The organism is Limnohabitans sp. (assembly GCF_031538885.1).
Classification (GTDB): Bacteria; Pseudomonadota; Gammaproteobacteria; order Burkholderiales; family Burkholderiaceae_C; genus Limnohabitans.
Window position 1 is genome coordinate 25322 of record NZ_JAVKLW010000091.1, and the last position, 25566, is coordinate 50887.

20 protein-coding genes and 1 pseudogene are annotated in these 25566 nt (G+C 57.1%); 12 read left to right on the forward strand and 9 right to left on the reverse strand.

The features are described 5' to 3' along the window. The first annotated feature begins 5 nt into the window (after nt 1-5). On the forward strand, nt 6-620 hold the full coding sequence (locus tag RMS03_RS07310) for a glutathione S-transferase N-terminal domain-containing protein (RefSeq protein ID WP_310626424.1): 615 nt from the start codon (nt 6-8) through the stop codon (nt 618-620). On the opposite strand, the gene RMS03_RS07315 is transcribed toward RMS03_RS07310, so the two are convergent. The 6 genes from RMS03_RS07315 to RMS03_RS07340 are packed head-to-tail and all read right to left on the reverse strand — an operon-like array spanning nt 617 to nt 5825. Continuing rightward, nucleotides 617-1090, reverse strand: a complete 474-nt coding sequence (locus RMS03_RS07315; RefSeq protein ID WP_310626425.1) for a nuclear transport factor 2 family protein — start codon at nt 1088-1090, stop codon at nt 617-619. The genes RMS03_RS07310 and RMS03_RS07315 overlap by 4 nt on opposite strands. Before the next feature lie 12 nt (nt 1091-1102). Next, on the reverse strand, nt 1103-1867 hold the full coding sequence (locus RMS03_RS07320; RefSeq protein ID WP_310626426.1) for an SDR family NAD(P)-dependent oxidoreductase: 765 nt from the start codon (nt 1865-1867) through the stop codon (nt 1103-1105). 38 nt (nt 1868-1905) lie between these two features. Continuing rightward, a complete protein-coding gene (locus RMS03_RS07325) occupies nt 1906-3141 on the reverse strand; it encodes a cyclopropane-fatty-acyl-phospholipid synthase family protein (RefSeq protein WP_310626427.1) in 1236 nt (411 codons plus the stop codon). Between the two features lie 19 nt (nt 3142-3160). Next, nucleotides 3161-3961, reverse strand: coding sequence for a DUF1365 domain-containing protein (locus RMS03_RS07330; protein ID WP_310626428.1), 801 nt, complete (start codon nt 3959-3961; stop codon nt 3161-3163). Then, complete coding sequence (locus RMS03_RS07335) at nt 3958-5256, reverse strand: FAD-dependent oxidoreductase (protein WP_310626429.1); 1299 nt, start codon at nt 5254-5256, stop codon at nt 3958-3960. The genes RMS03_RS07330 and RMS03_RS07335 overlap by 4 nt, the downstream gene beginning before the upstream one ends. Next, the gene (locus RMS03_RS07340) at nt 5253-5825 is read right to left on the reverse strand and encodes a glutathione peroxidase (RefSeq protein ID WP_310626449.1); all 573 of its coding nucleotides are present in this window, start codon (nt 5823-5825) and stop codon (nt 5253-5255) included. Before RMS03_RS07340 ends, RMS03_RS07335 begins: the two co-directional genes overlap by 4 nt. 139 nt (nt 5826-5964) lie before the next feature. Here RMS03_RS07340 and RMS03_RS07345 point away from each other — a divergent pair, with 139 nt between their 5' ends. Continuing rightward, nucleotides 5965-6912: a cobalamin-dependent protein gene (locus RMS03_RS07345; RefSeq protein ID WP_310626430.1), complete on the forward strand. Its 948-nt coding sequence runs from the start codon at nt 5965-5967 to the stop codon at nt 6910-6912. 59 nt (nt 6913-6971) lie between these two features. Then, a complete protein-coding gene (rfaE2, locus tag RMS03_RS07350) occupies nt 6972-7475 on the forward strand; it encodes a D-glycero-beta-D-manno-heptose 1-phosphate adenylyltransferase (RefSeq protein ID WP_310626431.1) in 504 nt (167 codons plus the stop codon). Nucleotides 7476-7515: 40 nt separating this feature from the next. Here rfaE2 and glnE read toward each other — a convergent pair whose 3' ends face one another. After that, nucleotides 7516-10269, reverse strand: a complete 2754-nt coding sequence (gene glnE / locus RMS03_RS07355) for a bifunctional [glutamate--ammonia ligase]-adenylyl-L-tyrosine phosphorylase/[glutamate--ammonia-ligase] adenylyltransferase (RefSeq protein ID WP_405023513.1) — start codon at nt 10267-10269, stop codon at nt 7516-7518. Here glnE and RMS03_RS07360 point away from each other — a divergent pair. Genes RMS03_RS07360 through RMS03_RS07370 form a run of 3 tightly spaced genes read left to right on the forward strand, consistent with a single transcriptional unit; the run spans nt 10261 to nt 16980 of the window. Next, nucleotides 10261-14325 carry a YhdP family protein gene (locus tag RMS03_RS07360; protein WP_310626433.1) on the forward strand — a complete coding sequence of 1355 codons (4065 nt, stop codon included), beginning with the start codon at nt 10261-10263 and terminating at the stop codon, nt 14323-14325. The two genes, glnE and RMS03_RS07360, sit on opposite strands and share 9 nt — an antisense overlap. Next, nucleotides 14325-16313, forward strand: a complete 1989-nt coding sequence (locus RMS03_RS07365; protein WP_310626434.1) for an ATP-binding protein — start codon at nt 14325-14327, stop codon at nt 16311-16313. The genes RMS03_RS07360 and RMS03_RS07365 overlap by 1 nt, the downstream gene beginning before the upstream one ends. Before the next feature lie 31 nt (nt 16314-16344). Further along, nucleotides 16345-16980, forward strand: coding sequence for a response regulator (locus RMS03_RS07370; RefSeq protein WP_310626435.1), 636 nt, complete (start codon nt 16345-16347; stop codon nt 16978-16980). A 1-nt stretch (nt 16981) separates the two neighbouring features. Here RMS03_RS07370 and RMS03_RS07375 read toward each other — a convergent pair whose 3' ends face one another. Continuing rightward, nucleotides 16982-17122 (reverse strand): hypothetical protein, encoded by a 141-nt coding sequence (locus RMS03_RS07375; RefSeq protein WP_310626436.1) that lies wholly within the window; start codon nt 17120-17122, stop codon nt 16982-16984. On the opposite strand from RMS03_RS07375, the gene RMS03_RS07380 reads away from it, so the two are divergent. Beyond that, on the forward strand, nt 17121-18317 hold the full coding sequence (locus tag RMS03_RS07380; RefSeq protein WP_405023514.1) for a murein transglycosylase A: 1197 nt from the start codon (nt 17121-17123) through the stop codon (nt 18315-18317). The genes RMS03_RS07375 and RMS03_RS07380 overlap by 2 nt on opposite strands. A 25-nt stretch (nt 18318-18342) precedes the next feature. Further along, complete coding sequence (locus tag RMS03_RS07385; RefSeq protein WP_310626438.1) at nt 18343-18855, forward strand: hypothetical protein; 513 nt, start codon at nt 18343-18345, stop codon at nt 18853-18855. Nucleotide 18856: 1 nt separating this feature from the next. Here the strand turns inward: RMS03_RS07385 and RMS03_RS07390 are convergent. Continuing rightward, nucleotides 18857-18976 (reverse strand): annotated as a pseudogene (locus RMS03_RS07390) (Lrp/AsnC family transcriptional regulator); the annotation flags it as partial. Between the two features lie 247 nt (nt 18977-19223). Between RMS03_RS07390 and RMS03_RS11670 the strand changes: the two are divergent. From RMS03_RS11670 to RMS03_RS07405, 4 genes are all read left to right on the forward strand, one after another. Continuing rightward, nucleotides 19224-19376: a DUF6537 domain-containing protein gene (locus RMS03_RS11670; protein WP_405023516.1), complete on the forward strand. Its 153-nt coding sequence runs from the start codon at nt 19224-19226 to the stop codon at nt 19374-19376. A gap of 10 nt (nt 19377-19386) precedes the next feature. Beyond that, entirely contained in the window at nt 19387-21309 is a 1923-nt protein-coding gene (locus tag RMS03_RS07395; protein ID WP_310626439.1) for a site-specific DNA-methyltransferase, read from the forward strand. A 112-nt stretch (nt 21310-21421) separates the two neighbouring features. Beyond that, nucleotides 21422-22468, forward strand: coding sequence for a Fic family protein (locus RMS03_RS07400; protein WP_310626440.1), 1047 nt, complete (start codon nt 21422-21424; stop codon nt 22466-22468). A gap of 99 nt (nt 22469-22567) precedes the next feature. Beyond that, nucleotides 22568-25522 carry a DEAD/DEAH box helicase family protein gene (locus RMS03_RS07405; RefSeq protein WP_310626441.1) on the forward strand — a complete coding sequence of 985 codons (2955 nt, stop codon included), beginning with the start codon at nt 22568-22570 and terminating at the stop codon, nt 25520-25522. The last annotated feature ends 44 nt before the right edge of the window (nt 25523-25566 follow it).

Below are 25566 nucleotides of genomic sequence, written 5' to 3' on the forward strand. Positions count from 1 at the left end.
AACGTATGAAACTGATTGGATCAAGCACCAGCCCCTATGTGCGCAAAGTGCGCATCGTCATGGCCGAAAAGAAACTGGACTACCAGTTCGTGACCGAAGACGTGTGGGCGGCGGATACCGACATCTCGGCCTCCAACCCCCTAGGCAAAGTGCCGTGCTTGGTGATGGAAGGTGGCGAGGCTTTGTTTGATTCCCGTGTGATCGTTGAGTATCTGGATACGCTCTCGCCTGTTGGCAAGCTCATCCCAACCGGTGGCCGCGAGCGTGCCGAAGTGAAAACATGGGAAGCGTTGGCTGATGGCTTGTTGGACGCCGCTATTCTTGCGCGCCTCGAGGCCACTTGGCCCGGTCGCCAAGACAGCGAACGCAGCCAAACTTGGATTGATCGTCAAATGAAAAAAATCGACGACTGTCTCAGCGCCATGGACCGTGCGTTGGCCGAGCGCAGTCATTGCGTGGGCATTCACCTGAGTTTGGCCGATATTGCTGTGGGAGCGGCGGTGAGCTATCTAGACTTCCGCTTCAACCAGATCGACTGGCGCGATCGTCATCCCAACCTTGGGGCTTTGTCGGATCGTTTGGCGCAACGCCAAAGTTTCAAAGACACGCTGCCGACTTAATTGTTGGCACGTTTTTTAAGCCACCGCATCAAGCTGCCCACCACGGGCAGTTTTTCATACAACTCCTCGGCGGCATCCCAATAGTCGCGATGCACGGCCACCCGCCACACCCCGGCCTCTTCGCGCAACACCAAGTGGCTGGCACCACGAATGGTTTGGGTCTGGCCTGCGTCGATGCGACGCATGGCGAACAAAAAATCCCAAGTGACAAAGCAGTGCGCACCTTGTTGCACTTGTTGGGTGATGACAAAGCGCGGCGCGTCCAGCGCCTCAAACATATGGGCAAAGATGCGCGTAATCTCGTCGAGGCCCTGCACCTCATTGAACGGATCTTTGAACTGTGCATCCTGCGTGTAGATATCAGCCATTTGTGTCACGTCTGTCGGCTGCAAATGTTCAAAGAAGTGCACCACCCGTTGCAGCGCGGCTTGGGGTGACGCATCCAGAAGTGTGGCGTGTGGTGATGTCATGTGCGTGGCCTGTTACATGCCCGTGGCGCGGCGTACCAGCGCAAAATACCAACGGTACGGCAGCACACGCAACAGTTGCAGCAAACGCGTGAAGCGTTTGGGGAAATGAATTTGAAACACGCCTTGGCGCCATCCTTTGATAATTTCTTGCGCTGCCTTGGCCGGGCTGATAAGCGCGGGCATGGGGAAGTCATTGCCAGAGACCAAGGGCGTTTCGACAAAGCCCGGCGTGATGACGCTGACGCCAATGCCGTGCGGCGAGAGGTCGTAATACAAGGCCTCGGCCAAATTGATGAGCGCGGCTTTGGTCGGCCCATACGCCAAACTTTGCGGCAGACCTCGAAACCCAGCCACGCTGGCAATCAGACTGATGTGACCGCTTTGCTGTGCCAGCAACTCGGGCAACACCGCCTCCAACACACGAAGTGCGCCGGTGTAGTTCACGTCTTGGTGGCGCAACATTTCTGTCAACGGATACTGAGTGGCGCGCACAGGGTGGTAGTAGCCGGCGCAATACATCACCACATCCAACCCTTGCTGCGCTTGCACATACTTAGCGGCCTGGGCAATGGCGGCCATGTCGCCCACATCCAGCACCGCCGCTTGGGCATTGGGGTGTGCATCGACAAATTGTTGCAGCAACTCTGCTTTGCGTGCCGATACCACCACCCGCGCCCCTGCCGCATGCAGGGCTCGCGCGGTTGCCAAGCCGATACCACTGGATGCCCCAATCAGCCACACGCTGCGGCCACGCCAATCGGTGATGGGCCGATTCATGGGTTTGAAAAAAAGTAACATGGGGGGTGTGAGGTGGCTTACAGTTTGAGCAAGGTGTATTGAACCACGTCAATGTTGTGCTGCTCAAACGCCGCTTCGCAATAAGCGAGGTAGAACTCCCAAATGCGAACAAAGCGCTCGTCAAACCCAAGCTGCATCACTTGGGCCTTGTCCGCCATGAATTGGTGACGCCAACGACGCAAGGTTTCGGCGTAGTCCAAGCCAAAGGCCAGCTCGTCCACCACTTTCAGTCCTGCGCGTTCGGCGTGGGCGCGGAACGCGCGTGGACAAGGCAAGCAGCCACCTGGGAAGATGTATTGCTGAATGAAATCGGTGCTCTTGACGTACCGTTCAAACAAAGCGTCATCAATGACGATGCTTTGCACACAGGCCTTGCCGCCCGACTTGAGCAAGCGTGCCAGGGTCTCGAAATAGGTCGGCCAATATTCTTGACCGACGGCTTCCAACATTTCGATAGAGCAGATCGCATCGTAGGGACCGTCGTCAATATCGCGGTAGTCTTGAAGCCGCAAATCGCTGGTGCTGGCCAAGCCAAGGCGCGCCATGCGTGCTTGGGCAAAGCTGAGTTGCTCATGGCTCAAGGTCACGCCAGACATGCGGGCGCCAAACTCTTGGCCACCCAACTCTGCCAAAGCGCCCCAGCCACAACCAATTTCGAGAATGCGGTCACCAGGCTTGGGGTTCACCATGCGAAGCGCGCGGCGCACTTTGGCCGTTTGCGCCTCAGCCATGGGCTGGCTGCGGTCTTGGTCAAACCACGCGGAGGAGTAGTTCATCGTAGGGTCTAGCCATAGCTCATAAAAAGCATTGCCGAGGTCGTAGTGCGCATGGATGTTTTTTTTGCTGTTGCGACGCGTGTTGCGGTGGAGCAAGTGACGCACGCGGTAGAACAGCCGGCCCAGCCAATGGCCGTAGATCACCTCCTCCATGTCGCGCCGATTGGCGATCAACAGTTGCAGCAAGTCGGCCAAATTGTTGGTGGTCCATTCGCCAGCGATGTAACTTTCGGCAAACCCAATATCGCCCGATTTCAACGCCTGTGTGAGCGGTGCCCAACTGTGCAAATGCAAGGAGGCGCTCAAGCCTTGCCCCGATGTCGCGGCAGAGCCAAACTGCTGCAGACGGCCATCGGGCCACTGCACATGCAAGGTGCCATGTTGCAAACGTTGGAGCAAACCCACCACACGACGTGCGGCCGTGGGCATGTCTTGGCTGGGGGAGGCATCGGTGGCCGAGGTCGTGCGGGTATTCATGGCAGTGCGTTTCTCATCATCAACGGGTCACAAAATCTTGTGGGGGTACAGGTTTGGTAAAGAAAGGCACACGCTTGAGCCACAGCTTCAAGGCTTGCCAGTGAATGCGCGTCATCACCATCAGCGTCATCAGCGGGTAGCCCCACAGTGCGCGCCGCAGCGCGGCACGGGTGATGGGTTCGAGAGTGCCGCTGACGCTGGTTTCAATCAAGGGGCCGTGTGCGTCGTCGTGGTCGACTCGGGCCACAGTGTGTGTGGCGGTGCGCATGAAACGAAAACGATAGCTGCCCTGGACATCACAAAACGGTGACACATGAAACACCTTGCTGGCACTTTGCGTCACGCCGAAGTGCGGACGGTCCAGCAAATAGCAATGGCGTTCGCCAAAGGTGTTGTTGACTTCGACCACGATGGCACGCAGGGTGTTGTCTGCCGCGTGGCAGTACCAAAAACTCACGGGCTTGAAGGTGTAGCCCAGCACGCGCGGGTAGCAGTGCAGCCAGATTTCGCCCGTGGCATCGAGGATGCCTTCGCGTTGCAGCAAGGCCTCCAACCACCCGAGCGCGCCGCCCTGTTCGCTACCTCGGCCATCGCCGTGGTCGACATCATGAAAGCTGATCGCTGCGCGGCGGTTGATGGCCAACACCTGGTTGTGCGCGTGTTCGCGCAGCTGGCGCATGGGCAACATCAAGAAAAAAGTTTGATAGGTGAACGCGTGGTGTTTGGGACGCAAGCGCGTGTGGCGAACTTCACCAAAGCCCAACATCGCTTGTGCGGCATCGTTGGATGTGGCTGTGCTGGGCGTTGTGGCGCGGGTCATGCGGCTTGCTGTCTCTCGGCTAACAGGCTTTGTGCGGCGGCACGTCCGGCTTTGAAGCCGTCTTCGTGAAAGCCGTAGCCCATCCATGCGCCCGCAAACCACGTGCGTTGCTGGCCTTGCAGCTGCCCCATGCGGGCTTGCGCTTGGATAGCCGGCAGATCAAACACAGGGTGGGCATAGTCGTATTCGCCAATGATTTTGTCGGGGTCGATCTCACGCATAGGGTTGAGTGACACGATCACGTCTTGCGTGAATGGCAGCGGTTGCAGCAGGTTGAGCCAGTAGTGCAAGCACACGCGGGTGGACTCGGTGCTGTCGTGTGCTGCACGTTCGTAGTTCCATGCGGCCCAAGCGAGTTTTTTCTTCGGCATCACCGAGATATCGGTATGCAGCACAGCGCGGTTGGGGTGGTAGCGAATGGCGCTGAGCACCGCGTGCTCTTGCGGCGTCGGCGCAGCCAACATCGCCAAGGATTGGTCGGCGTGGGTGGCCAAAATCACATGGTCAAAGGGCTCTGCGCTTGTGTGCGTGTGAACGGTGACGCCATGGGCTTCGCGATCAATGCACAGCACAGGGCTGTTGCATCGCTTGTCGGCAATGCCCGTCAAAATTTTCTCAACGTAGTGGCGCGCACCGCCTGCTACTGTGTGCCACTGAGGGCGGTTGCTTACTTGAATCAAGCCGTGGTTGTGGCAAAAGCGAATCATGGTGGCCACTGGAAACTGCAACATTTGGTCAGTCGGGCAGCTCCAAATGCAACCTAGCATGGGCAGCAAATACCAGTCGCAAAACGTCTCGCTGAACCCTTGCGCTTGCAAGAACGCATGCAGCGGTTGCACCAATTCGTGGTCTTGGTTGCGTTGCGCCAGTGCCGTGGCCAAGGTGTTGAAGCGCATCACATCGCGCAACATGCGCAAAAAGCGTGGCTTGAATAAGTTGCTGCGTTGGGCAAACACGGTGTTCAAGTTGGCACCGTTCCACTCGATGGCGCGTCCGCCATGGGGACTCGGCACTTGCACAGAGAACGACATATCGGATTTGACGGTCGTCACTTGCAACGCCTCAAACAAAGCAATCAACCCTGGATACGTACGCTCGTTGTAGACCAGAAAGCCGGTGTCCACACCATGCGTTTGCAGGCCCGTGGCGGTTGGCAAGGTCACGTCCACGGTGTGGGCGTGACCGCCGAAATAGTCCCCCGATTCAAACAAGGTGAGGTCGGCTTGGCCCTGCAAATGATGGGCTGCCGACAAACCCGAAATCCCCGCCCCGACGATGGCGACGCGCGGCTTCATTGGCCTGCGCCTTTGACCGCCCATTGTTTTTGAATTTGCTTTTCAATTTCTTGCACAAAGCTTTTGTCTTGTGGGCCAGTCATGCTGCTGAAGCTCTTGATGTCTTTGCCATCGCGGCTGATGACGTATTTGTAAAAGTTCCACTTCGGCGTGGTGCTGGTTTGCTCTGCCAGTTGTTTGAACAGGGGCAAGGCCTCCGCGCCACGCACCGTGGTTTTGACAAACATGGGGAACTTCACACCGAAGGTGTTCTCGCAAAAGTCGGCAATCTTGGCGTTGCTGTCGGGTTCTTGCGAGAAGTCATTGCTGGGAAAGCCCAGTACCACCAAACCGCGGTCTTTGTATTTGCTATAGAGGGCTTCCAAGCCTTTGTACTGCGGGGTGAAGCCGCAAAAGCTGGCGGTGTTCACCACCACCACGACTTGCCCTGCGTATTGGCAAAGCGTTTGCGGTTTCTCGTCTTGCAAACGCAGCACCGTGTGTTGCAGCACGCGGGGACATACGCTGCTGCTCACAGGGGTGGCGTTGTTCGCGGCCTCGGACGCGCTGTGCACAGCGCTGACGCCCATCAGCAGCCCAAGCCATAAAAAAACAAATCGGTGCGTCACGGGAAAGCCTTTCGTTGATTGGGGGCTATCATGGCTTAATACTCAAAAAATGTCTAGGACAAAGCCAATTTTCCATAAGCACCAACGGGGATTTCAATACATGAACTCACGCGACGACCCTTCCAAAGTGGCGCTCTCGATTGCCGCGGTCGAGCGCGATACGGGCATTGGCAAAGATACCTTGCGCGTCTGGGAGCGTCGCTACGGCTTTCCACAACCTGACCGTGACGCCAACGGCGAACGCACGTATCCCTTGCTGCAAGTGGAAAAGCTGCGCACCATCAAGCGCTTGATGGATCAAGGCCATCGTCCCGGTCGCATCGTGGCGCAATCGATCGAAGCATTGCAGCACCTCAGCCGCGGCGAGACCTCGTTGCCCCCGAGCCAGGCCCCGTCCCTTGCGCACAACAGCCAAGACTTGATGACCTACATCGCCATGTTGCAATGCCAAGACCATGAAGGCTTGCGGCATGACCTCTTGAAAGCCTTGTCGCAAAATGGTTTGGAACGCTTTGTCACAGATGTGGTGGCTCCGCTGACCACTCTGGTCGGTGATGCATGGGCGCGCGGTGACTTGGCGGTGCACCAAGAGCATCTCTACACCGAGTGTGTGAGCAACTTGATGCGACAAGCGATCGCGGCCATTTCGCGTGCGGCCTCAGGCCTTGGGCCCTCGGTGTTGCTCACCACCTTTCCGCAAGAAGCTCACGGCCTCGGCTTGTTGATGGTGGAGAGTGTGTTGACTTTGCAGGGTTGCCGCTGCCTGTCCTTGGGCACTCAAACGCCTGTGCGTGACATTGCCCAAGCGGCCAAAGCACATCGTGCCGATGTGGTCGCCTTGAGTTTCAGTGCCACTATGAACCCCAACCACGTGGTGGACGGTTTGGCAGAGTTGAATGTGCTCTTGCCCTCAAGCATTGCGGTGTGGGTTGGCGGTTCTGCACCGGTTTTGCGTCGTCGTTCGCTTGAAGATGTGGTGGTGTTGAGCGACTTGCAGGCCATTATCCGTGCCGTCCAGCAATGGCGAGGCTTGAAAAGATCAGTCTGACGGTAGGCCCAACAACTCCGCATGAGGCTGCCAAGGCGCACGCCTAGAATTGCGTCACCATGACCGTCAACACTTTGCTGCCCCCTGCTTTTCTTGCCAAGTTGGCTTCGCGCCAAGATGCGGGGCGCCGTGTGGTCGAGTTGAAGGCACACGGCCCTGTCGTGTTCACCAACGGTGTGTTTGACGTGTTGCACCGAGGCCATGCCTCCTACTTGGCACAAGCACGCAGCCTCGGCGCCCGCTTGGTGGTGGCCCTGAACAGCGATGCTTCTGCACGCCGTTTGGGCAAAGGCCCAGACCGCCCCTTGAACAATGAGTTAGACCGTGCCGCCTTGATGGCCGCGCTGGAGTCAGTCAGCTTGGTGACATGGTTTGACGAAGATACGCCGCTTGAGCTCATCAGTGAGTTGCGCCCCGACATCTTGGTCAAAGGCGGCGACTACGACATGAGCCAACTTGCCGAAACGCAGGTGGTGTTGGCTTATGGCGGACGGGCGCAAGCCATTCCCTTTGTCGATGGCTACTCCACCACCGCGCTGGTCAAGAAAATCCGTCAAGGTTAAGCACCGACTGCACCTGTGGTGGCGTGGCTCGGCGCTTGACTTAAGGTGAGGTGTCAAACACCGCGTGCCACAAAGCTTGGATGGCTGTAGATGCTTGCGCCAACTCCGCCATGGGTACTTGCGTGGGCTGTTCATCGAGGCGTGCACGATGCTGTACGCGGCGCAGTTCTCGGTAAGCGCTGCCTGCCGCTTGTCCCACGCCCACGGGCACCAAGCCCGACTTCTCGGCACTCAACAGCAAGGCAATGTTGCCCACGTTCTCTAGTAAAGCTGGATGTTGCTGCGCATGTGCCAGCACCAAGTACTGCACGGCAAACTCTACATCGACCATGCCGCCCCTGCTGTGTTTGACGTCAAACAAATCCGGTTTGACCGTGTGCGCCGCGCGCAATTTTTCGCGCATGGCCACAATTTCTTGGCGCAACGAAACTAGGTTGCGTTTGGCATGGATGACATTGGTACGCACGCCATCAAAGCGTGCTTTGAGTTCTGGCGCACCGAGGCAAAACCGTGCCCGCGTCATGGCCTGGTGCTCCCATGTCCATGCGGTGTTTTCACCGCGTTGGCATTGGTAGTCGGCATACGCGTCGAAGGTCGAAACCAGCAAGCCCGAGTTGCCGTTGGGCCGCAAGGCGGTGTCGATCTCGTACAAATCCCCATCGCCTGTTTTGACGGTCAACCAGTTGATGAGCTTGCGCACGTAAGCGGCGTAGATTTCACCCGCCCGTTCGTTCGCATCTTCGTACACAAACACAATGTCGAGGTCGCTGCCATAGCCTAGCTCTTTGCCGCCCAATTTGCCGTAGGCCAGTACTGCGAACTGCGGCTCATCGCGATGGCGTTGCCTGAAGTTTTGCCACACCCAACGGCTGGTAATTTTCAGCACGCTGTCGGCCAAGGCACTCAAGTCATCAGCCACTTGTTCGACGGTGATGCGGCCTTCCACATCACGTGCCAAGGTGCGAAACACTTCGGCATGGTGCGCACGGCGCAACAGGTTGAGCAGCGTTTCTTCGTCGGCTTGGCCGGTGGATTGCAGCGACGCTAGTCGGCGTTCCAACTCTTGCTCAAACTCCAAGGGCACAAAGCGCTCTGCCAACAAGGCTTCGCCGGCCAGTTCGTCGATCACACCTGGGTGTTGCTGTAAATATTTGGCAGGCCAGCGCGCCATGCCGAGCAAATGCATGAGTTGTTCATGCACACGAGGCCGCTCAATCAACAAGGCCAAATAACTTTCGCGGCGCAGCAGCGGCTCCATCCAATCGCTCCAGCGCACCGCCGCTTCTTCGCTGACGCGCCCGTCCTCAATCCAAGCATTGGTCCGTTGCAAGAGTTTGAGCAGGCGTTGTATGCCTTCGTCGCGCAAAGCGCGCATGCGGGGTTGTTCAGGCCAGTGCGCCACGCGTTCGCGCAAACGCGGATTCAAGTCCGGCAACAAAGCATCCAAATCCACATGCTCGGTCTTGGCGTTGGGGGTGCATCCTTTGCACTCACCGTTGTTGCTTGGTTCGGCTTTGTCACCCAGGCCCAACAAGCGGTCAAACTCTTGGGCCACCAACTCACGGTGGCTGTCGAGTTGGGCGAGAAAGTCGCACACATCGCCGTAACCCAGTGTCAGAGAAATCCAATTCAAATCTTCGTCCTGAGTGGGCAGCACATGGGTTTGTTGGTCATCCAAGTATTGAATGCGGTGCTCCACTTGGCGCAAGAACACGTAGGCTTTGGCCAGTGCCTCGGCGGTGGCTGAGGGCATGAGGTTGGCTTGGCTGAGGCGTTGCAGGGCTTGCAGCGTGGGGCGTGTGCGCAGTTCTGGGAAGTGACCGCCGCGCACTACTTGCAGCAGTTGCACCGTGAATTCAATTTCACGAATGCCGCCACGCGAGAGCTTCACATCGTTAGCGCGTTCTGGGCGTCCTGCGCTACGCGTGAGCGAGTGTTTGCGAATTTGCTGATGCAGGCCACGCAAGGACTCGAACACGCTGTAATCCAAATAACGGCGAAACACAAAAGGCAGCACCGTGTCACGTAACTCAAAGGCCTGAGCCTTGGCGCTCAGGGGCGCGACCACGCGGCTCTTGAGCCAAGCAAAGCGTTCCCACTCGCGACCTTGCATCAAAAAATATTCTTCCAGCGCTTGGCGCGACACCACGCTCGGCCCCGAGTTGCCGTTCGGACGCAAGGCCAAATCCATGCGAAACACAAAGCCGTGCTCGGTGGTGCCACCGATCAAGGCGTAAATCAATTTCACGGCTTTGGCAAAGTAGTCGTGGTTGCTGATGCGTCCGCGCCCGTCCGCAAGTCCTGTGGTCTCGCCGTCTTCGTCGTACACGTAGATCAGGTCAATGTCGCTCGACACATTCAGCTCGCGTGCGCCAAATTTGCCCATGCCAATGATCCACAGCACGGCCCGTTCGCCACGCGGCGTGGTGGGCACACCGTAGCTGGTGTCTAGCTGTGTTTGGGCTTCACTGAAGGCCACGTCTAAGGTGAACTCGCCCAGCTCGGTGACAGCACGTGTCACCACCTCAAGACTCGCGTGTTGTTCACAGTCCAGCACCACCAAGCGTTCCATCACCAATTGGCGCAACATGCGCAGCGCATCACCGCAGCTGTGGGTTTGCCGCAGCGCTTCAAAACAGATTCGCAGCGTTGCCAAAACAGGGGCACCCGCAGGCAGTAAATGCAGCTCATTCGCATAGCGACGACGCAAACGCTGCACAAAGCGCGAATAAGTACTCAAATCCGATAGAGAGGAGGGGATAATTCCAGTCACATTGCTAGCACCATGAAACATTTGTCTGACTCTGTAAATGCCACCCCAGAAAGTGCACAACCTGATTTGAAAACCAAGTCGGGCTGGCGACGTGCGCTCAACTGGGCTGTCGGTCTGGTGGCCTTGGCATGGGTGGTTGTGGTGCTGGCGTGGAGCGCCCTGCACATTTTCATTGTGCCGCGAATTGACGATTACCGTGAGGTACTGCAACAACAAGTCTCACGTGCCATGGGGCTGCGCGTGGAAGTCGGCAGCATCCGCGTGCAAGGAGGTTGGTGGCAGCCGTGGTTTGAAGTCAAGGACATTGTGCTGTTCGACCACGATGGACGCGAGGCCTTGCGTTTGCCGCAAGTGCTGGCCGCGGTGTCTCCGCGCTCCGCGTTGTTTGGCCAGTTTGAACAACTCGACATTGAGGCCCCCGAGCTAGAAATTCGCCGCGATGCCGACGGCCATATTTGGGTGGCGGGGCTAGCCACCGGTGGCACAGGCGACGGCAGTGGCGCCGATTGGTTCTTCTCTCAACCCGATTTTTTGGTACGCCAAGGCGTGGTGCATTGGCGTGATGAGCGCCGCACGCAAACAGAGCGTTCGGGTGCAGCGCTCGCCCTTGCGCCTGTGCTGACCCTCCAAGGCGTGGAAGTGTCGGTGAAGAACCACAGGTTTCATCATGCGTTACGTATCAGTGCCACGCCGCCCAATGTGTTGGGTCAGCGCTTGTCAGTGCAGGGCAAGCTCTACCACTGGCCATGGCAGCGTGCGGGCGACGTTGCGCAGTGGTCGGGAGAGGTGTTTGCCGAGCTACCCGCCGTCGACCTCGCCACCTTGCGTCAATGGGTGGCGATGGACAAGGGGCTGTCCTTGCAAGAAGGTCGCGGCGCCATGCGCTTGTGGGCCGATCTGCAAAAAGGGCAACTCACGGGTGTGACGGCCGATGTCGCCTTAGAGGCGGTGACCGCGCATTTAGGTGCTGACTTGTTACCTTTGAGCCTGCACCATGTGCATGGCCGCGTGGGGGCGCAATGGCAAAACGATGAGGTGAGCATCAGCAGCCAAGACTTGGTGTTCGATACCCAAGAGGGTGAGCATTGGCCCGGTGGTGTGTTGCGTATGGGCTGGCGCGGTGATGTGTTGGACGCGGGCAGCCTCAGTGCAGAGCGCTTGGACTTAGACGCACTCGCCCAAATCAGCCAACGCCTGCCGCTGTCCACGTCTCTGCGCGGCTTGTTGGCCCGGACTCAACCGCAAGGCCAAGTCCACCAGCTCAAAGCGACATGGCAAAAAAATGACGACGCCTCGTGGGAATACAGCGCACAGGGCCAAGTGCGCCAACTCTCTTTGCAACGCGATGTGCAACCAGACAGCCCGTTGGCCAATGTGCCCAGTGTGCAAGCCGCCCAAGTGGAGTTTGATCTGACGCACAAAGGCGGTAAAGCGCGTCTGAGCGTTCACCACGGCAGCCTGACCTTGCCCGTTGGCTTAGACCAACCACGCGTCGTGCTGGATGACGCGTCGGCGCAGTTGGCGTGGCAGCTCAAAGGCCATGACGTGGCGGTGCAATTCACCCAAGGGCGTTTGGCAAACGATGACGTGTCTGGTGAATTCAATGGCCATTGGAAAACTGGCGAAGGCGACATGCGCCTGCCGGGGGTGCTTGATTTGACCGCCACCCTTAGCCGCGCCAAGGTGGCTCAGATCCATCGGTATCTGCCCAACATCTTGCCTGCGGGTGTGCGTGCGTATCTGCGCGATGCCGTGCAAGCCGGTGAAGCCAGCCATGTGACGATGCGCTTGCGCGGCAACTTGAGGGACATGCCGTTTGACAACCCCAAACTCGGTGAGTTCCGCATCGTGGCCCAAGTGGCACAAGGCAAATATGCCTATGTGCCTGTGACGGCCCCAAAGGCTTCAGCGTCCACGTGGCCGGCCTTGACGCAACTCAATGGGGAGTTGGTGTTGGAGCGCAGTGCCTTGCAGTTCAAAGGCCGCACCCAGTTGGCGGGTGCGCCCGATGTGGCGTGGCAAAAAGTCGAGGCAAACATTGCCAACTTGGCGCAACCTGAAGTGCGTGTGACAGGCGAAGCCCATGGCCCGTTGGCACAAGTGCTGGACATGGTAGCCAAATCTGCGCTCAACGACCTCACGGGCGCTGTGCTGGGCAAGAGCCAAGCGACAGGGAACGCCAATTTCAAATTGGCCTTGACCTTGCCCCTCGACAAGCTGGAAACCACGAAGGTGCAAGGCGGCGTGACATTTGCCGACAACGCCTTGCAAATCATGCCAGGTACGCCTGTGCTCAACCGCACACGCGGTACTTTGCAGTTCAGTGAGCAAAACTTTGAGCTCAAAGCGGTGCAAGCACAGTTGCTGGGTGGTGAAGCCTTGCTTGATGGCGGTTTGTCTTTTGTCGCCAGTGAGGGTCAATCGCCTTTACAACTCAAAATCCGTGGCGACTTGACGGCAGAGGGCTTGCAGCAAGCCCGTGAACTGGGGTTTGTGTCTCACCTCGCGCAACGGGCCGCAGGCAAATCCAGCTATAGCGCCACACTGGGGCTGCGCCGGGGTCAGCCAGAGCTGTTCATCAGCAGTGACCTCAAAGGCATGGCCTTGGCCTTGCCCGCGCCCTTGAACAAAACTGCGCAGACGACGATGCCGTTGCGCATCGAGTCGCAGCTCACGCGCGAGTCCTTGCAACCCAAATCACGCGTGTTGCAAGACCAAATCAAAGTCACCTTGGGTCGTTTGGTCTCGGCGGTCTACGTGCGTGATCTCAGTGGTCCGCGTACCCGCGTGGTGCGAGGCGGCATTGCTGTAGGGCAGTCGGTGATGGACACCGTGCCCTTGCGTGACAGCGCCGTGAGTCTGAATTTGCAATTGTCCTCTCTGGACTTGGATGCTTGGAACACAGCATTGACCCAAGTGACCGGTGTGTCACCCCTCAAGCGTAAGGCGGCCAGCAAATCCGTGATTGGCAGCGAAGCCACGGGAGATGACGCGCAAGATTACATGCCCACATTCGCCGCCCTGCGTGCGGACCAAATCAAAGTGTCGGACCGCATGGTTCACAAAATGGTGGTGGGTGGTACACGCCAAGGCGATCTATGGCGTTTGAACATCAGCGCAGATGAACTCAACGGCTTTGCGGAGGTGCGGCCACCCAGCGGCAACGCATCCGCACAGCTGTATGTGCGCCTGGCCTACTTGAACATTCCGCCGAGTTCGGTCTCCGATGTTGAGCGTTTGCTGACGGAGCAACCCAGCAGCATTCCCACTTTGGACATTGTGGTGAACGAGTTGACGTTGCATGGCAAAAAATTAGGTCGCTTGGAGATCGATGCCGTCAACCGTGTCGGTGCTAATGCGGTGCGTGAGTGGCGTTTGAATAAATTCAACGTGAACTTGCCCGAAGCCACCTTGACAGCCAATGGCAGTTGGGCCGCTGAAGGGCCGCGAGTGCGACATACCCAGTTCAACTTTGTTTTGGCCATTCGCGACAGCGGCGAGTTGTTGACTCGGTTGGGCACACCCGACGCGATAGGTCATGGTGAGGGCAGCTTGGAAGGCCAAGTATCTTGGCAAGGTTCTCCCATCACCCTTGATTACGCCACCATGAGCGGCAAGATGCATGTGTCGATTGAAAAAGGGCAGTTCTTGAAAATAGATCCAGGGGCTGCGCGTTTGTTGGGTGTGCTCAATTTGCAAGCTCTGCCACGTCGCTTGACGTTGGACTTTAGCGATTTGTTCAGCGATGGTTTTGCGTTTGATTTTTTACGTGGCGACGTCCGCATTGACCAAGGGCTGGCCTCGACCAACAACTTGCAGATGAAGGGCGTGGTAGCAGGTGCCCTGATTGAAGGCAGCGCCGACTTGGTGCGCGAAACCCAACAACTCAAAGTCGTCGTCGTGCCAGAAATCAATGCGGGTACAGCGTCGCTGTATGTTGCCACCATCAACCCTTTGATCGGGTTGGCCAGCTACCTTGCGCAGTTGGTGTTGAGCAGGCCTTTGGTGCGTGCGGGCACCACCGAGTTTCATGTGGACGGCTCTTGGGCTGACCCCCGTGTGACCAAAGTGGACTGATGGTGCTACCTGCTGGACTACATGTACGCCGTTGGGTGTTGTGGGGCCTGTTGGTGGTGTTGGTGTTATCCATGCTCGGCACACTGGTGTGGTTGGCGGGTCGCTATGAAGTCAGTCAAGTGCAAGCCCGCATTGAGCGCGATGCGGCAGACGCAGTCAGCGATATTCGTACCGTCCTGACCCGCAATGTGCAGAGCTTGCAAGCCCTGCAATATGCGGACCGCAGTGCCGTCCCTTGGGCGCATGATGCCCATGCCTTGTTGCGTGAGCACCGCGAGTGGTTGCGCTTGGAGTTGCGTGACTTAGATTTGCGTGTGCTCAAAAGCGTCGACACCCCGTTTCGCGCCCCTGCCTTCCATCGGCTTGGCCGTGCTGCCAACCAACCCGAGGTGGTGCAAGCCTGCGGCGTGGCGCGCCGCCAAAGTGGCCCTGGTTATGGCACAAGCACCTATGTGCCACAAACCGATGGCTTGGGTTTAGAAATCATGGACTTGTGTTTGCCCGTCATCACCGATGGGCAACTCACGGGTTACACCGTGGCTACTTATTCCCTGTCTGAAATTTTGGTCAACATGGTGGGGCCGCAACTCACGCGCAGCCAAGAGGCCTCGTTCACCGAGTCGGACGGCACGCGCTTGGCCATGCACGGCACGGCACGCCGAGGCTCGCGCGTCTTCATCGCCAAGCAGTTGCTGGATTTACCCGGTCACACCATGGTGTTGCGCATGGACAGTTGGCGCGGCGCGCCCGACTTGTTCCCCGATGTCTTGACCGCCCTCGTGACGGCAATGGCGATTGCTTTGGCGACGGTGCTGGTCATGCTGGCGCGTGACATGCGCCGCCGCCAACGCGTGGAGTTGGACTTGGCCGATGCCTTGGCATTTCGCAAAGCGATGGAAGACTCACTCGTCACAGGCTTGCGTGCGCGTGACAACCAAGGCCACATCACCTACGTGAACCCTGCGTTTTGTGAGATGGTGGGGTTTGAGGCTAAAGAGCTGATTGGCCGCAGCATCCCCGCGCCCTATTGGCCGCTGGAGATGGTGGACGAATATGGTCAACGTCAGGCCCTGCGTTTGGCGGGCAATGCACCACCACGAGAGGGCGTGGAGTCGGTCTTCATGCGTAAAAACGGTGAGCGTTTTGCCGTCATGATTTTTGAGGCGCCACTCATCAATGCCTTGGGCGAACAAACAGGTTGGATGGGCGCGGTGCTCGACATCAGCGAGCAGCGCCGTGTGGAAGAAGTCTCACGCGCCAGTCAAGAGCGCTTGCAAGCGACGGCGCGTTTAACGACCGTGGGTGAGATGGCGTCGCTCTTGAGCCACGAACTCAACCAACCCTTGGCCGCCATCTCTGGCTACGCCACAGGCAGCATGAACTTGTTGCAAGACGCGGCCTTCAAAGACCCGCAGTTGGCCGAGATTTTGACGAGTGCAATACAACGCATTGGCCAACAGGCCGAGCGGGCGGGCAAAGTCATCAAGAGCGTGCATGACTTTGTACGCCGTCGCGACCAAGCGCGAGAAGCCGTGACCCCGCGTGCCTTGCTGGACGATGTGATGCCCTTGGTCATTTTGCAAGCCCGCAAATTGAGCGTGCGCGTGGTGGTGCAATGCCCGCCTGATTTGCCCGCGGTTTTTTGTGACCGCACGATGGTCGAGCAAGTGCTGCTCAACCTGGCACGCAACGGCATGCAGGCCATGGCGGATGACGCACCGAACAAAGTGCTTACCTTGGCGGTACACCCAGCCGCCTCCAATGCCACCAGCCGTTGGTTGGAGTTCTCGGTGGCTGATGTGGGCCAAGGCATTCCAGAGGGCGTGTCTGAAAAACTGTTCACACCGTTTTTCACCACCAAAGAAGAAGGCATGGGCTTGGGCCTGAGCTTGTGCCGCACGGTGGTGGAGCAGCATGGTGGCTTCCTAGGCCACAGACCCCACACGCCACGCGGCACGGTGTTTAGCTTTACCCTGCCACAATCTTGACTTGAAGCCTGACCTACTTGAGGCTTGATGTATGCAACCCACAGAAGATGCTTTGGTTTTTATTGTTGACGACGATGCGGGTGTGCGCGAGGCGCTGGCGTGGCTGCTGCGTTCACGCCGCTTGCCCAGCCAATCTTTCGACAGTGCGGACGCCTTTGCCGAGTTTCTCAACAACCCCGACAGTCCGTGGCAACCCAGCCAACCTGGCTGCTTGCTCTTGGACGTGCGCATGCCTGGCATGAGCGGATTGGCCTTGTTCGAGCAACTCTTGGAGCGCAAGTGGTTGGATGTGTTGCCCGTGATCTTTTTGACGGGTCACGCCGACGTGCCCACGGCGGTTGATTCGGTCAAGCGTGGCGCCTTTGACTTTTGTGAAAAACCGTTCTCAGACAACGCCTTGGTCGACCGCATTGAACAAGCCTTGGCACGCTCCGCACACACCTTGCAAAGCTTGCGCACCAAGCAAAGCTTGCAGCACAACTTGGCGGATTTGACGGACCGTGAGCGCAGCGTGATGCACTTGGTGGTGGAGGGCTTGCCCAACAAACTGATTGCCGACCAGCTCGACATCAGTGTGCGCACCGTGGAAGTTCACCGCGCCCGCGTGTTTGACAAAATGAATGTCAAGTCGGCCGTGGAGTTGGCCAATTTGCTACGAGGCGAGTGACTTACTTCTTGTCTTTAGCGGCTTCTTGTTGTGCGGCTTCATGTTCGGCCTCCGCCTCAGCGCGACCCGAGAACATGGTCCACCACACGATCACCACCAAGATGCAACCCGCCCCGAGCGCTTCTAGCAAAATAAACAGCATGCGACAAATCCTGTGGCGTTTGATGTGGTTCTTCATTGTAGGAAGCTTGATGGCGTGCGGCACACCACGCCGTGCGCCTGTGAACGACTATGGCCGCCCCTATCCCGCCGCGGCCCGCCCTCCCGCTGAAGCCCCGCGTGCCAGCGGCGCGCTCGCGGGCATGCCCGGCACCCCCAACCCCCAGCAAAGCTACCGCAGCCAATGGGTGGCCGCGTCTTGGAGCGATGTGCCTGGCTGGCAAGACGACCCAACGCAAGACGCATGGCATGCGTGGCTACAAAACTGCGAGCGTCCCGGCCCCGTGTTTGCGCCGCTTTGCAAAGATGTGCGCCAACTCATCTTGGGCAGTGACGATGACCGGCGCCTGTGGATGATGAGCCATTTGCAACCCTACCGCGTCGAGGCACTCGATGGTGCCACCGATGGCCTGCTCACCAGCTATTACGAGCCTTTGTTTGGCGCCTCGTCCCAAATGCGCCCCGGTTTTGAGGTGCCGCTGTACGCCCCCCCCGAGGGTTTGAGCGAGGCTCGCCGCGCAGGCCGCCCGTGGTTCAGCCGACAAGAGATAGACACTGCCCCGCAGGCGCGTGAGGCCTTGCGTGGCCGCGAAGTGGCGTGGTTGGCCGACCCCGTGGATGCGCTGGTCTTGCACATCCAAGGCTCAGGACGTGTGCGCGTGAGCAACCCCGATGGCAGCACCCGCATCATCCGTTTAGCATTTGCTGGCTCGAACGAGCAGCCTTACCAAAGCGTGGGCCGTTGGTTGTTGGACCGTGGGTTGATTCGCGATGCGTCGTGGCCTGGCATCAAAGCGTGGATTGTCAGTACTCAGCAAACCAACCCGCGCTTGGTGCAAGAGATGCTGTGGAGTAACCCGCGCTATGTGTTCTTCCGTGAAGAGACGCGCCGCGCCGCCGAGGCCGACCTCGGGCCCCGCGGTGCGCAAGGCGTGCCGTTGACCGCTGGGCGCTCCATCGCCGTGGACAAAGACTCCATTCCCTATGGCACACCCGTGTGGCTGGCGAGTGCGGGTGCCAGCGCCAACTTGCAACGCTTGGTTTTCGCACAAGACACGGGCAGCGCCATTGTGGGTGCGGTGCGCGCAGACTACTTTGCAGGCACGGGTGTGGATGCTGGTGAATTTGCAGGCCGCATGAAACAAGGCTTACGACTTTGGGTTTTGTGGCCGAAATAACGACGCCAAATAACGAGAGCAGACGATGAGCATCAAACAGTTCAATGGGGAATGGGTGGCACGCGAAGACCGTGTGCGTTTTCGCTTCAACACCAGCGAGGGGGAAGACTACAGTTTTTGGCTGACGCGGCGCATCGTGCAGGGCCTGATTGCGGGCACACAACACACCACGGTCAAAACACTGGAGAAAACCCACGCCCCCGAAGTGGCTCAAGCCGTGCAAGCGTTTCAGCAGCAGGCCGTTGCACAGCAGGCCGATTTTCAGCAAGACTACCAAGCCGCAACGCAACACCCCCTGGGTGAAGAGCCTTTGTTAGTCGTGGGCTTGGTCATCAACCAGCAAGATGAGCAAATCTCAGTCGAGTTCCAACTCAGCACCGGACAAAGCGTTCACATCCAGATGGAACAACATGTGGTGCAAGTCATGGTGACCTTGCTCAACAAACTGCAAGGGACTGCGCAATGGGGCGTGGGCCTGCTTGAAGCGGCAGAGCTCCCCGTGTTGAGCGCGGGTGGCATACCGCCCGTGGTTCACTGACTCAAAGCGGCAGCGCCCCGCTGTTTTTGACTGCGCCCAACGAAAAGCTGGTGTGCATGTCTTTGACGTGTGGCAAGTTCAGCAGCACGTCGCGTGCAAATTGGTTGAAGCTTTCTAAGGAAGGTCTGCACAACGCATGAATTTGCAGCGTGATTTATTACGGACTTCACGATGTGCCGATGTGCCGATGTGCAATTGTGTGCGTCGATAGCACGATTTTTCGGCATCAGAGACCCATTTCGTCATCCCATCTTTGCCCTCAGGCCGCCTGCGGACGCACCAACCCTGTCGAGGCTCGTTTTTGTTGCTCGGCGATCAACGCCTTGCGCACCATCCACAGTGTATTGGACTAATACAACACCACGCGCATTGCCGCATTACTTGCCACCCTCAACCCCAGTAACCCCAGCAACTACGAGCGAGCGCTACAAGTGGCGCGGGTGCCAGAGCACATCAAAGGCTTTGGCCACGTCAAAGCCCGTTACTTGGCGGCGGCAAGGCAGAAATGGGCGAGCCTTTAAACTGTGGGCCATGAACGCCCCCATCCTCTCAGTCCCCACCCCTGACCGCGCCAAACTCGACATCTTGCGGCAACACTTCCCCCAAGCCGTGGAGGTGGACGCGCAAGGGCGCATCCGTATCAATGCAGCAGCGTTGCAACTGGCCGTAGACCCCAGCAATGTGCAAGTAGAAGAGGACGGGTTCGAGATGCGCTGGGTGGGCAAGCGCGAGGCCTATCACAGCGCCTTCATCAAGCCCCAAAAAATAGTGCAGCCCCAGCCCGCGCAAAGCACACAGTGGGACACCACGGGCAACCTGCTCATCAAAGGCGACAACCTCGATGCCCTGCGCCTCTTGCGCCAAAGCTACTTTGGCAAAGTCAAACTCATCTACATCGACCCGCCTTACAACACGCAGAGTGATGGCTTTATCTACCGCGACGACTTCAGTGCCAGTCAGTCGCAAGTGCTAGAGCAGCTGGGCTACAACCGCGACAACATCGACTACATCAAAAACATCTACGGCGCACGCACCCACAGCGGCTGGCTGAGCTTTATGTTTCCGCGCTTGCTGTTAGCCAAAGATTTGCTGCGCGACGACGGCGTGATTTTTATCAGCATTGACGACAACGAGCAGGCGCAGTTGAAGTTGTTGTGTGATGAGGTGTTTGGGGCGGATAGTTTTGTTGGACAACTCACTTGGAAATCACGAGTCAGTGAGGACACGCGTGCGACTACAGGCCTGTCAACAGATCACGAATATGTTTTGATCTACGGCGCTCAAGATCAGACTAGTCTGCGCGGCGTGGATAAAGACCTTACGAAATTTTCGAACCCAGACAACGATCAGCGAGGCCCATGGCGTAGCGCGGATTTAACGGGATTGGCGAGTAAAGATGCACGTCCTAACTTGCACTATGACTTGATTGATCCAATAACCTGTCTTAATTACGGTTGTCCCGAACGTGGCTGGCGCTACGAGCCTTCGACAATGGCAACGAAAATTGCAGAAAACCGCATTCTTTTTCCAGTGTCTCCAACTGGCCGCCCTCGACACAAACTATTTTTGTCGGAAACGCAAAGCCTTTATAAAAACCTAAGCTCGGTTTTACTTAAGCACACTACGGCGGACGGCACTCGCGAAGTGAGTTCATATACGGGTAGAGCCGTTTTCTCATTTCCCAAACCAACGGGCCTAATCAAGTTGTTTGCTGAGCAAGTAACAACCAATGACGACCTTGTTCTCGACTTCTTTGCAGGCTCTGGCACCACCGCCGAAGCGGTGATGCGCTTGAACGCCGAAGACGGCGGCAACCGCCAATTCATCCTCGTGCAAATTCCCCAGCCGATTGACGCGAAGAAACAAAAAGAGGCCCACACGTTTGTCACCGACACATTGGGCAAGCCCGAGGCCACGATTTTTGAAATCACCGTCGAGCGCATTCGCCGCGCAGGGGCCAAGCTGCAAGCCGAGCGAAAAACCGACTTGGCGGGCGATCCCAGCCACCTCGACACAGGCTTTCGTGTGTTCGAGCTGGTGGACGACCCGCATGCACTCATTTTGCAAAAGCCCTTGCATGAGGCCACGCAAGCGGACGTGCTGGCGTTGCAGCACGCTATTGGAACCATCGGCACCATTGACACTGCCCAGCCCGCACACATCGAGCAAGTGCTGTACAACTTGCTGCTGGCAGAGGGGCTGCCTTTGTCCACGCCCATCGAGACGATGATAGCGCACCACGTCTACCGCGCGGCCAATGTGGTGTTGGTGCTGCAAGCGGTGGCGCTAGACACGCTGACCGACACCTTGCAAGCGCTGCAAGCCAGTGGCACGCCCGCTACCTACCTCACGGTGTATGCCCCGTGGATTGCCAACGACAACTTCATGCAAGGCATCAAAACCTTGGCCGAGGGCTTGGGCTATTCGGATGAGAAGCTGAAGTTGCGGGGGTGATATGAAGTTTGAAACTTTCGAGTCGGGGCAATGGCGAGCCCGCTATCAGTACAAAAGCTTTGAGCCCACTTTGGTCAACCGTGAGTGGACTTGGGAAGACGCGAAAATCAATTTGCTGCTGGAGTCCGCAACGCGTGCGCTGGGTGAGTTGAATGCATTCTCTTTGATCGTCCCAGATGTGGATTTGTTTATTCAAATGCACATTGCGAAAGAGGCGCAAACCTCCAGCAAGATTGAAGGCACACAAACTGGATTTGATGAGGTGTTGCTACCGAAAGAGCAGGTTTTATTAGAGCGTCGAGATGATTGGCAAGAAATTCATAACTACATTGATGCGATCAATTTCGCCATTGAGGCATTGAAGACGCTGCCGTTTTCAAATCGATTGCTCAAGGAGACGCATCAAGTTTTGATGCGTGGCGTGCGCGGTGAGGGTAAGCAGCCAGGCGAGTTTCGTCAAAGTCAAAACTGGATTGGCGGCTCAAGCCTGACGGATGCCACGTTTATTCCACCTCACCAAGAGGGTGTCGGCGCTTTGATGTCCGATTTGGAACTTTTCTTGCACAACGATGGCCTGACCATGCCACACCTGATACGACTGGCCATTGGGCACTATCAGTTTGAGACGATTCATCCATTCTTAGATGGCAACGGACGTATTGGTCGTTTGATGATTCCGCTTTATTTAATCAGTCATGGTTTGCTTGCCAAGCCATCACTTTATCTGTCAGATTTTTTCGAACGGCATCGTGCCAGCTATTACGACGCCTTGATGCGTGTCAGGGTGTCTGGCGACTTGATTCACTGGGTGAGGTTTTTCTTGCAAGGCGTGCTAGAAACATCTACACGCGGACGCGACACGTTTCATGAAATTTTGAAACTTCGCACCGAAGTGGAAAACGGCCTCACAGATTTGGGCAAGCGTTTACCCGCGGTGAAGGCTGCACTCAACCTGCTTTACAGCGCGCCCGTGATGACGCTGGCTGATCTAGCAAAAAAGCAGGGGGTTTCTAAATCGACGGCACACGCAACCATCAATGTCTTGCTAGATAGGGGTGTTTTGAAAGAAATCACTGGACAAATGCGTGATCGGATTTATGTCTTTGATCGTTATCTCGCCTTGTTCACTGATTTAGGAAAAGGCGATTCCCCGAACTAACGTCCTCCGTTAGTTCGAGGAAACCGCTTTTCTCGAACTAACGCCTTGGCTTAGTTCGACTTCGTGCCACGTTTTGCGAAACCTTCTTACCGAATCACCATGACCGCCCAATTCCAATACACCCGTCTCGCGCACCAAGCGCAAGCGGTGCAAAGCATTGCTGATGTGTTTGCTGATGTGGGCTTCACGCCCGCGCTTGGCAGCGAGGCCAACCCTGTGTTCCACCCCGCAGCGGCGGCGCAGGTGTTGCAGGCCAATATTGCGCAGGTGCGTGAGGCCAACCACATCACCCAAGGCGAGGTGCAGGTGGCCACCACGGCCACGCCTTCGCTGACGCTGGATGTGCTGATGGAGACGGGCACGGGCAAGACTTTCACCTTCATCGAGACGATGCACAAGCTGCACCAGCAGTACAAGCTCTCCAAGTTCATTGTGTTGGTGCCTAGCAATGCGATTCGCCAAGGTACTTTGAAGAGCTTGCAAACGACGGCAGCGTTTTTTGCCAAGGAGTACAACAACCAAAAGATCAACGTCTTCAATTACTCTAGCAAGACGGTGCGTGGGTTTGTACACAGCGCGAATGCAGGCATTTCGGTGATGGTGGCGACGTATCAGTCGTTTAACAAAGACAAAAACACCATCAACCAGCGCGGGGTGGAGGCGAATTTGTTTGGCCGTGCCAAGAGTTATATGGAGGCGCTAGGTGCGATTCGCCCAGTCATCATCATCGACGAGCCGCACCGTTTTGAAGGCGCAAAGACGCAAGCGTATTTGGCCAAGTTCAACCCCTTGTTCACGCTGCGTTTTGGTGCCACGTTCAAGGGCGAGTACAGCAACCTGATTTACACGCTAGACAGCTTGGATGCGTTTCGCCAGCGGTTGGTCAAGGGCATCACGGTGGACACGGTGGGGGTGGGCAGTGCCGATACCTGCGCTTTGTGTTTGACGCAGGTCACGGGTAGCGCGGGTGCGCGGGTGGCGCAGGTGAGCTACCAAACCCTGAGGGGCGCACAAGCACAGGTGGCATTGCAAGTGAGGGACAACCTTGGCGAGAAGACGGGCATTGCTTATTTAGGCGCTTACGTGGTGGAGTCCATCGCCACCAAGGAGGTGGTGTTCACCAATGGTTTTGCGCTGCCTTTGGGTGAGCCTACGTCGTACGGCATGTTGGCCGAGGAGATTCAGCAAGCCATTGTGGGGCGTAGCATTGCCAACCATTTTGAGCGCGAAGAGATGCTGTTCAAGCGCGGCATCAAGGCGCTGAGTTTGTTTTTCATTGACGCAGTTGCCAAGTATTTGCCCGAGGGTAACAAGCCCGCCGTTTTGCGCGATGTGTTTGAGCAAGCCTATACGGCGCAGTTACAGCAGGTGTTGGCAAAGCCAGATTTGGATGCAGGCTACCGCACGTATTTAGAGCGTTCGGCGGCGGATGTGACCCAAGTGCACAAAGGTTATTTCGCCCGTTCGCACAACGAAAAGGGCGAGGAAGAGGCCATCAAGCTGATTTTGGAAGAGAAGGAAAAACTGCTGTCTTTCGATACCGATTTGCGGTTTATTTTTTCGATGTGGGCGCTGCAAGAAGGCTGGGACAACCCTAACATTTTTACCTTGTGCAAGCTAGCGCCCAGCCATTCAAGGATTACCAAGCTACAGCAAATCGGGCGTGGCTTGCGTTTGGCGGTGAATCAAAACTTAGAGCGCATGTCGCCAGACGATGCCGCGTTTGATGAGGTCAACGAGCTGGTGGTGGTGGTGCCCGCGACTGAGGGTGATTTTGTGGCGGCGATTCAAAGCGAAATTTCCGCCCACAGTGTGCGCCGCGTGGGCAAGACGTTTGATGATGGGGTGTTGGCCGAGTTTGGCGTGGCCCCCAGTACGCGCGTGGCCAACCGCGTGCTGGACGCCTTGCAGGCGCTGGGTGTGATTGATTTGCATGACGTGACGGGGCAAGCCACTTTGTTGTTAGACCGTGCAACATACCTGGCGCGGCGTGATGAAATTTTGGCGCGCTTGAAAACCATTGTGGGCATCGAAGAGGTGAATGCGGTCAATATGCAGACTTATCTAGATGCGTATTACGACAGTTATGGCAAGGTCAAACACAAGGCCGAAAAGCCGAAGGCCACGTTGCGAGTGAGTGCCACACAGTACCAAAAATTCAAGGCTTTGTGGGAGGGACTCAACCGTAACGCCGTGGTGCGCTATGAGTTGAATGAAGCGGCGTTGGTGGCCAAGATTTTGGGGAACATTGAAAGCTCTTTTGATGTGCGGCCCTTGGCCTTGAGTGTGTCGCGCACTACGGGGGTGGAGGCGTTGCACCAGGCGCAAAGTACACAGGGCAGCTATGTGTTGCCATCGCATTCGATTTATACCTTGGCTGAGTTTGTGCGCGAGTTGGCGAACAGTACCAAGCTGAGTTATCAAACCGTCAGCACGGTGCTGGCGCAAATGTCGGCTGAAAAATTTGCCTTGATTCGAGGCAATGAGAACCGCGCGTTGACGGTGCTGAAAGATGTGTTCACGTGGAGTGTGTATGCGCTCATCATCAACAAAGTGTCTTATTCGCTGCGCGAGGTGCGTGTGAAAACCGCGTTGACGGATGTTTCGGGTGCTTTGCTAGAAACGTTGCCTGCGGCCTCGTGTGGCAAAGAGCCGTACCCCATTGCCAATGCGGTGGTGTGCGCCAAGTCTTTGTATGACGAGAACTTCATGCCTGTGGACAGTGGCATTGAGCGCGAGACAGTCGATGAGTCGCAGATGGACAGCATCACCGTGTTTGCCAAACTACCCAAAATTAATATTCCCACGCCTGTGGGCAAATACAACCCAGATTTTGGCTATGCGTTGATGCGTGAAGGTAGCGCACTGGCCTTGTACTTGGTGCTGGAAACTAAGGGCTATGACAGTGCCAGCGAATTGGGGCGGCGTGAAGACTACAAAATGAAAAGCGCAGAACGATTTTTTGAAGCTTTACGCGACGAGGGTTTGAATGTGCGCTATCAGAAAAAAATCAATGGCGAGAGTTTGAGCCAAGTGATTGCGTCGATGGGCTAAGCAACAAGCCAAGAGGTTTTTGTCAAGGGACTTTGGCGCCGCAT

What these genes read in the sequence shown, in the direction of transcription:
- RMS03_RS07310 (WP_310626424.1), top strand. Translation starts at nt 6, where the DNA reads ATGAAACTGATTGGATCAAGCACCAGCCCCTATGTGCGCAAAGTGCGC.
- RMS03_RS07315 (WP_310626425.1), bottom strand. Translation starts at nt 1,090, where the DNA reads ATGACATCACCACACGCCACACTTCTGGATGCGTCACCCCAAGCCGCG.
- RMS03_RS07320 (WP_310626426.1), bottom strand. Translation starts at nt 1,867, where the DNA reads ATGAATCGGCCCATCACCGATTGGCGTGGCCGCAGCGTGTGGCTGATT.
- RMS03_RS07325 (WP_310626427.1), bottom strand. Translation starts at nt 3,141, where the DNA reads ATGAATACCCGCACGACCTCGGCCACCGATGCCTCCCCCAGCCAAGAC.
- RMS03_RS07330 (WP_310626428.1), bottom strand. Translation starts at nt 3,961, where the DNA reads ATGACCCGCGCCACAACGCCCAGCACAGCCACATCCAACGATGCCGCA.
- RMS03_RS07335 (WP_310626429.1), bottom strand. Translation starts at nt 5,256, where the DNA reads ATGAAGCCGCGCGTCGCCATCGTCGGGGCGGGGATTTCGGGTTTGTCG.
- RMS03_RS07340 (WP_310626449.1), bottom strand. Translation starts at nt 5,825, where the DNA reads ATGGGCGTCAGCGCTGTGCACAGCGCGTCCGAGGCCGCGAACAACGCC.
- RMS03_RS07345 (WP_310626430.1), top strand. Translation starts at nt 5,965, where the DNA reads ATGAACTCACGCGACGACCCTTCCAAAGTGGCGCTCTCGATTGCCGCG.
- rfaE2 (WP_310626431.1), top strand. Translation starts at nt 6,972, where the DNA reads ATGACCGTCAACACTTTGCTGCCCCCTGCTTTTCTTGCCAAGTTGGCT.
- RMS03_RS07360 (WP_310626433.1), top strand. Translation starts at nt 10,261, where the DNA reads ATGAAACATTTGTCTGACTCTGTAAATGCCACCCCAGAAAGTGCACAA.
- glnE (WP_405023513.1), bottom strand. Translation starts at nt 10,269, where the DNA reads ATGTTTCATGGTGCTAGCAATGTGACTGGAATTATCCCCTCCTCTCTA.
- RMS03_RS07365 (WP_310626434.1), top strand. Translation starts at nt 14,325, where the DNA reads ATGGTGCTACCTGCTGGACTACATGTACGCCGTTGGGTGTTGTGGGGC.
- RMS03_RS07370 (WP_310626435.1), top strand. Translation starts at nt 16,345, where the DNA reads ATGCAACCCACAGAAGATGCTTTGGTTTTTATTGTTGACGACGATGCG.
- RMS03_RS07380 (WP_405023514.1), top strand. Translation starts at nt 17,121, where the DNA reads ATGCGACAAATCCTGTGGCGTTTGATGTGGTTCTTCATTGTAGGAAGC.
- RMS03_RS07375 (WP_310626436.1), bottom strand. Translation starts at nt 17,122, where the DNA reads ATGCTGTTTATTTTGCTAGAAGCGCTCGGGGCGGGTTGCATCTTGGTG.
- RMS03_RS07385 (WP_310626438.1), top strand. Translation starts at nt 18,343, where the DNA reads ATGAGCATCAAACAGTTCAATGGGGAATGGGTGGCACGCGAAGACCGT.
- RMS03_RS07395 (WP_310626439.1), top strand. Translation starts at nt 19,387, where the DNA reads ATGAACGCCCCCATCCTCTCAGTCCCCACCCCTGACCGCGCCAAACTC.
- RMS03_RS07405 (WP_310626441.1), top strand. Translation starts at nt 22,568, where the DNA reads ATGACCGCCCAATTCCAATACACCCGTCTCGCGCACCAAGCGCAAGCG.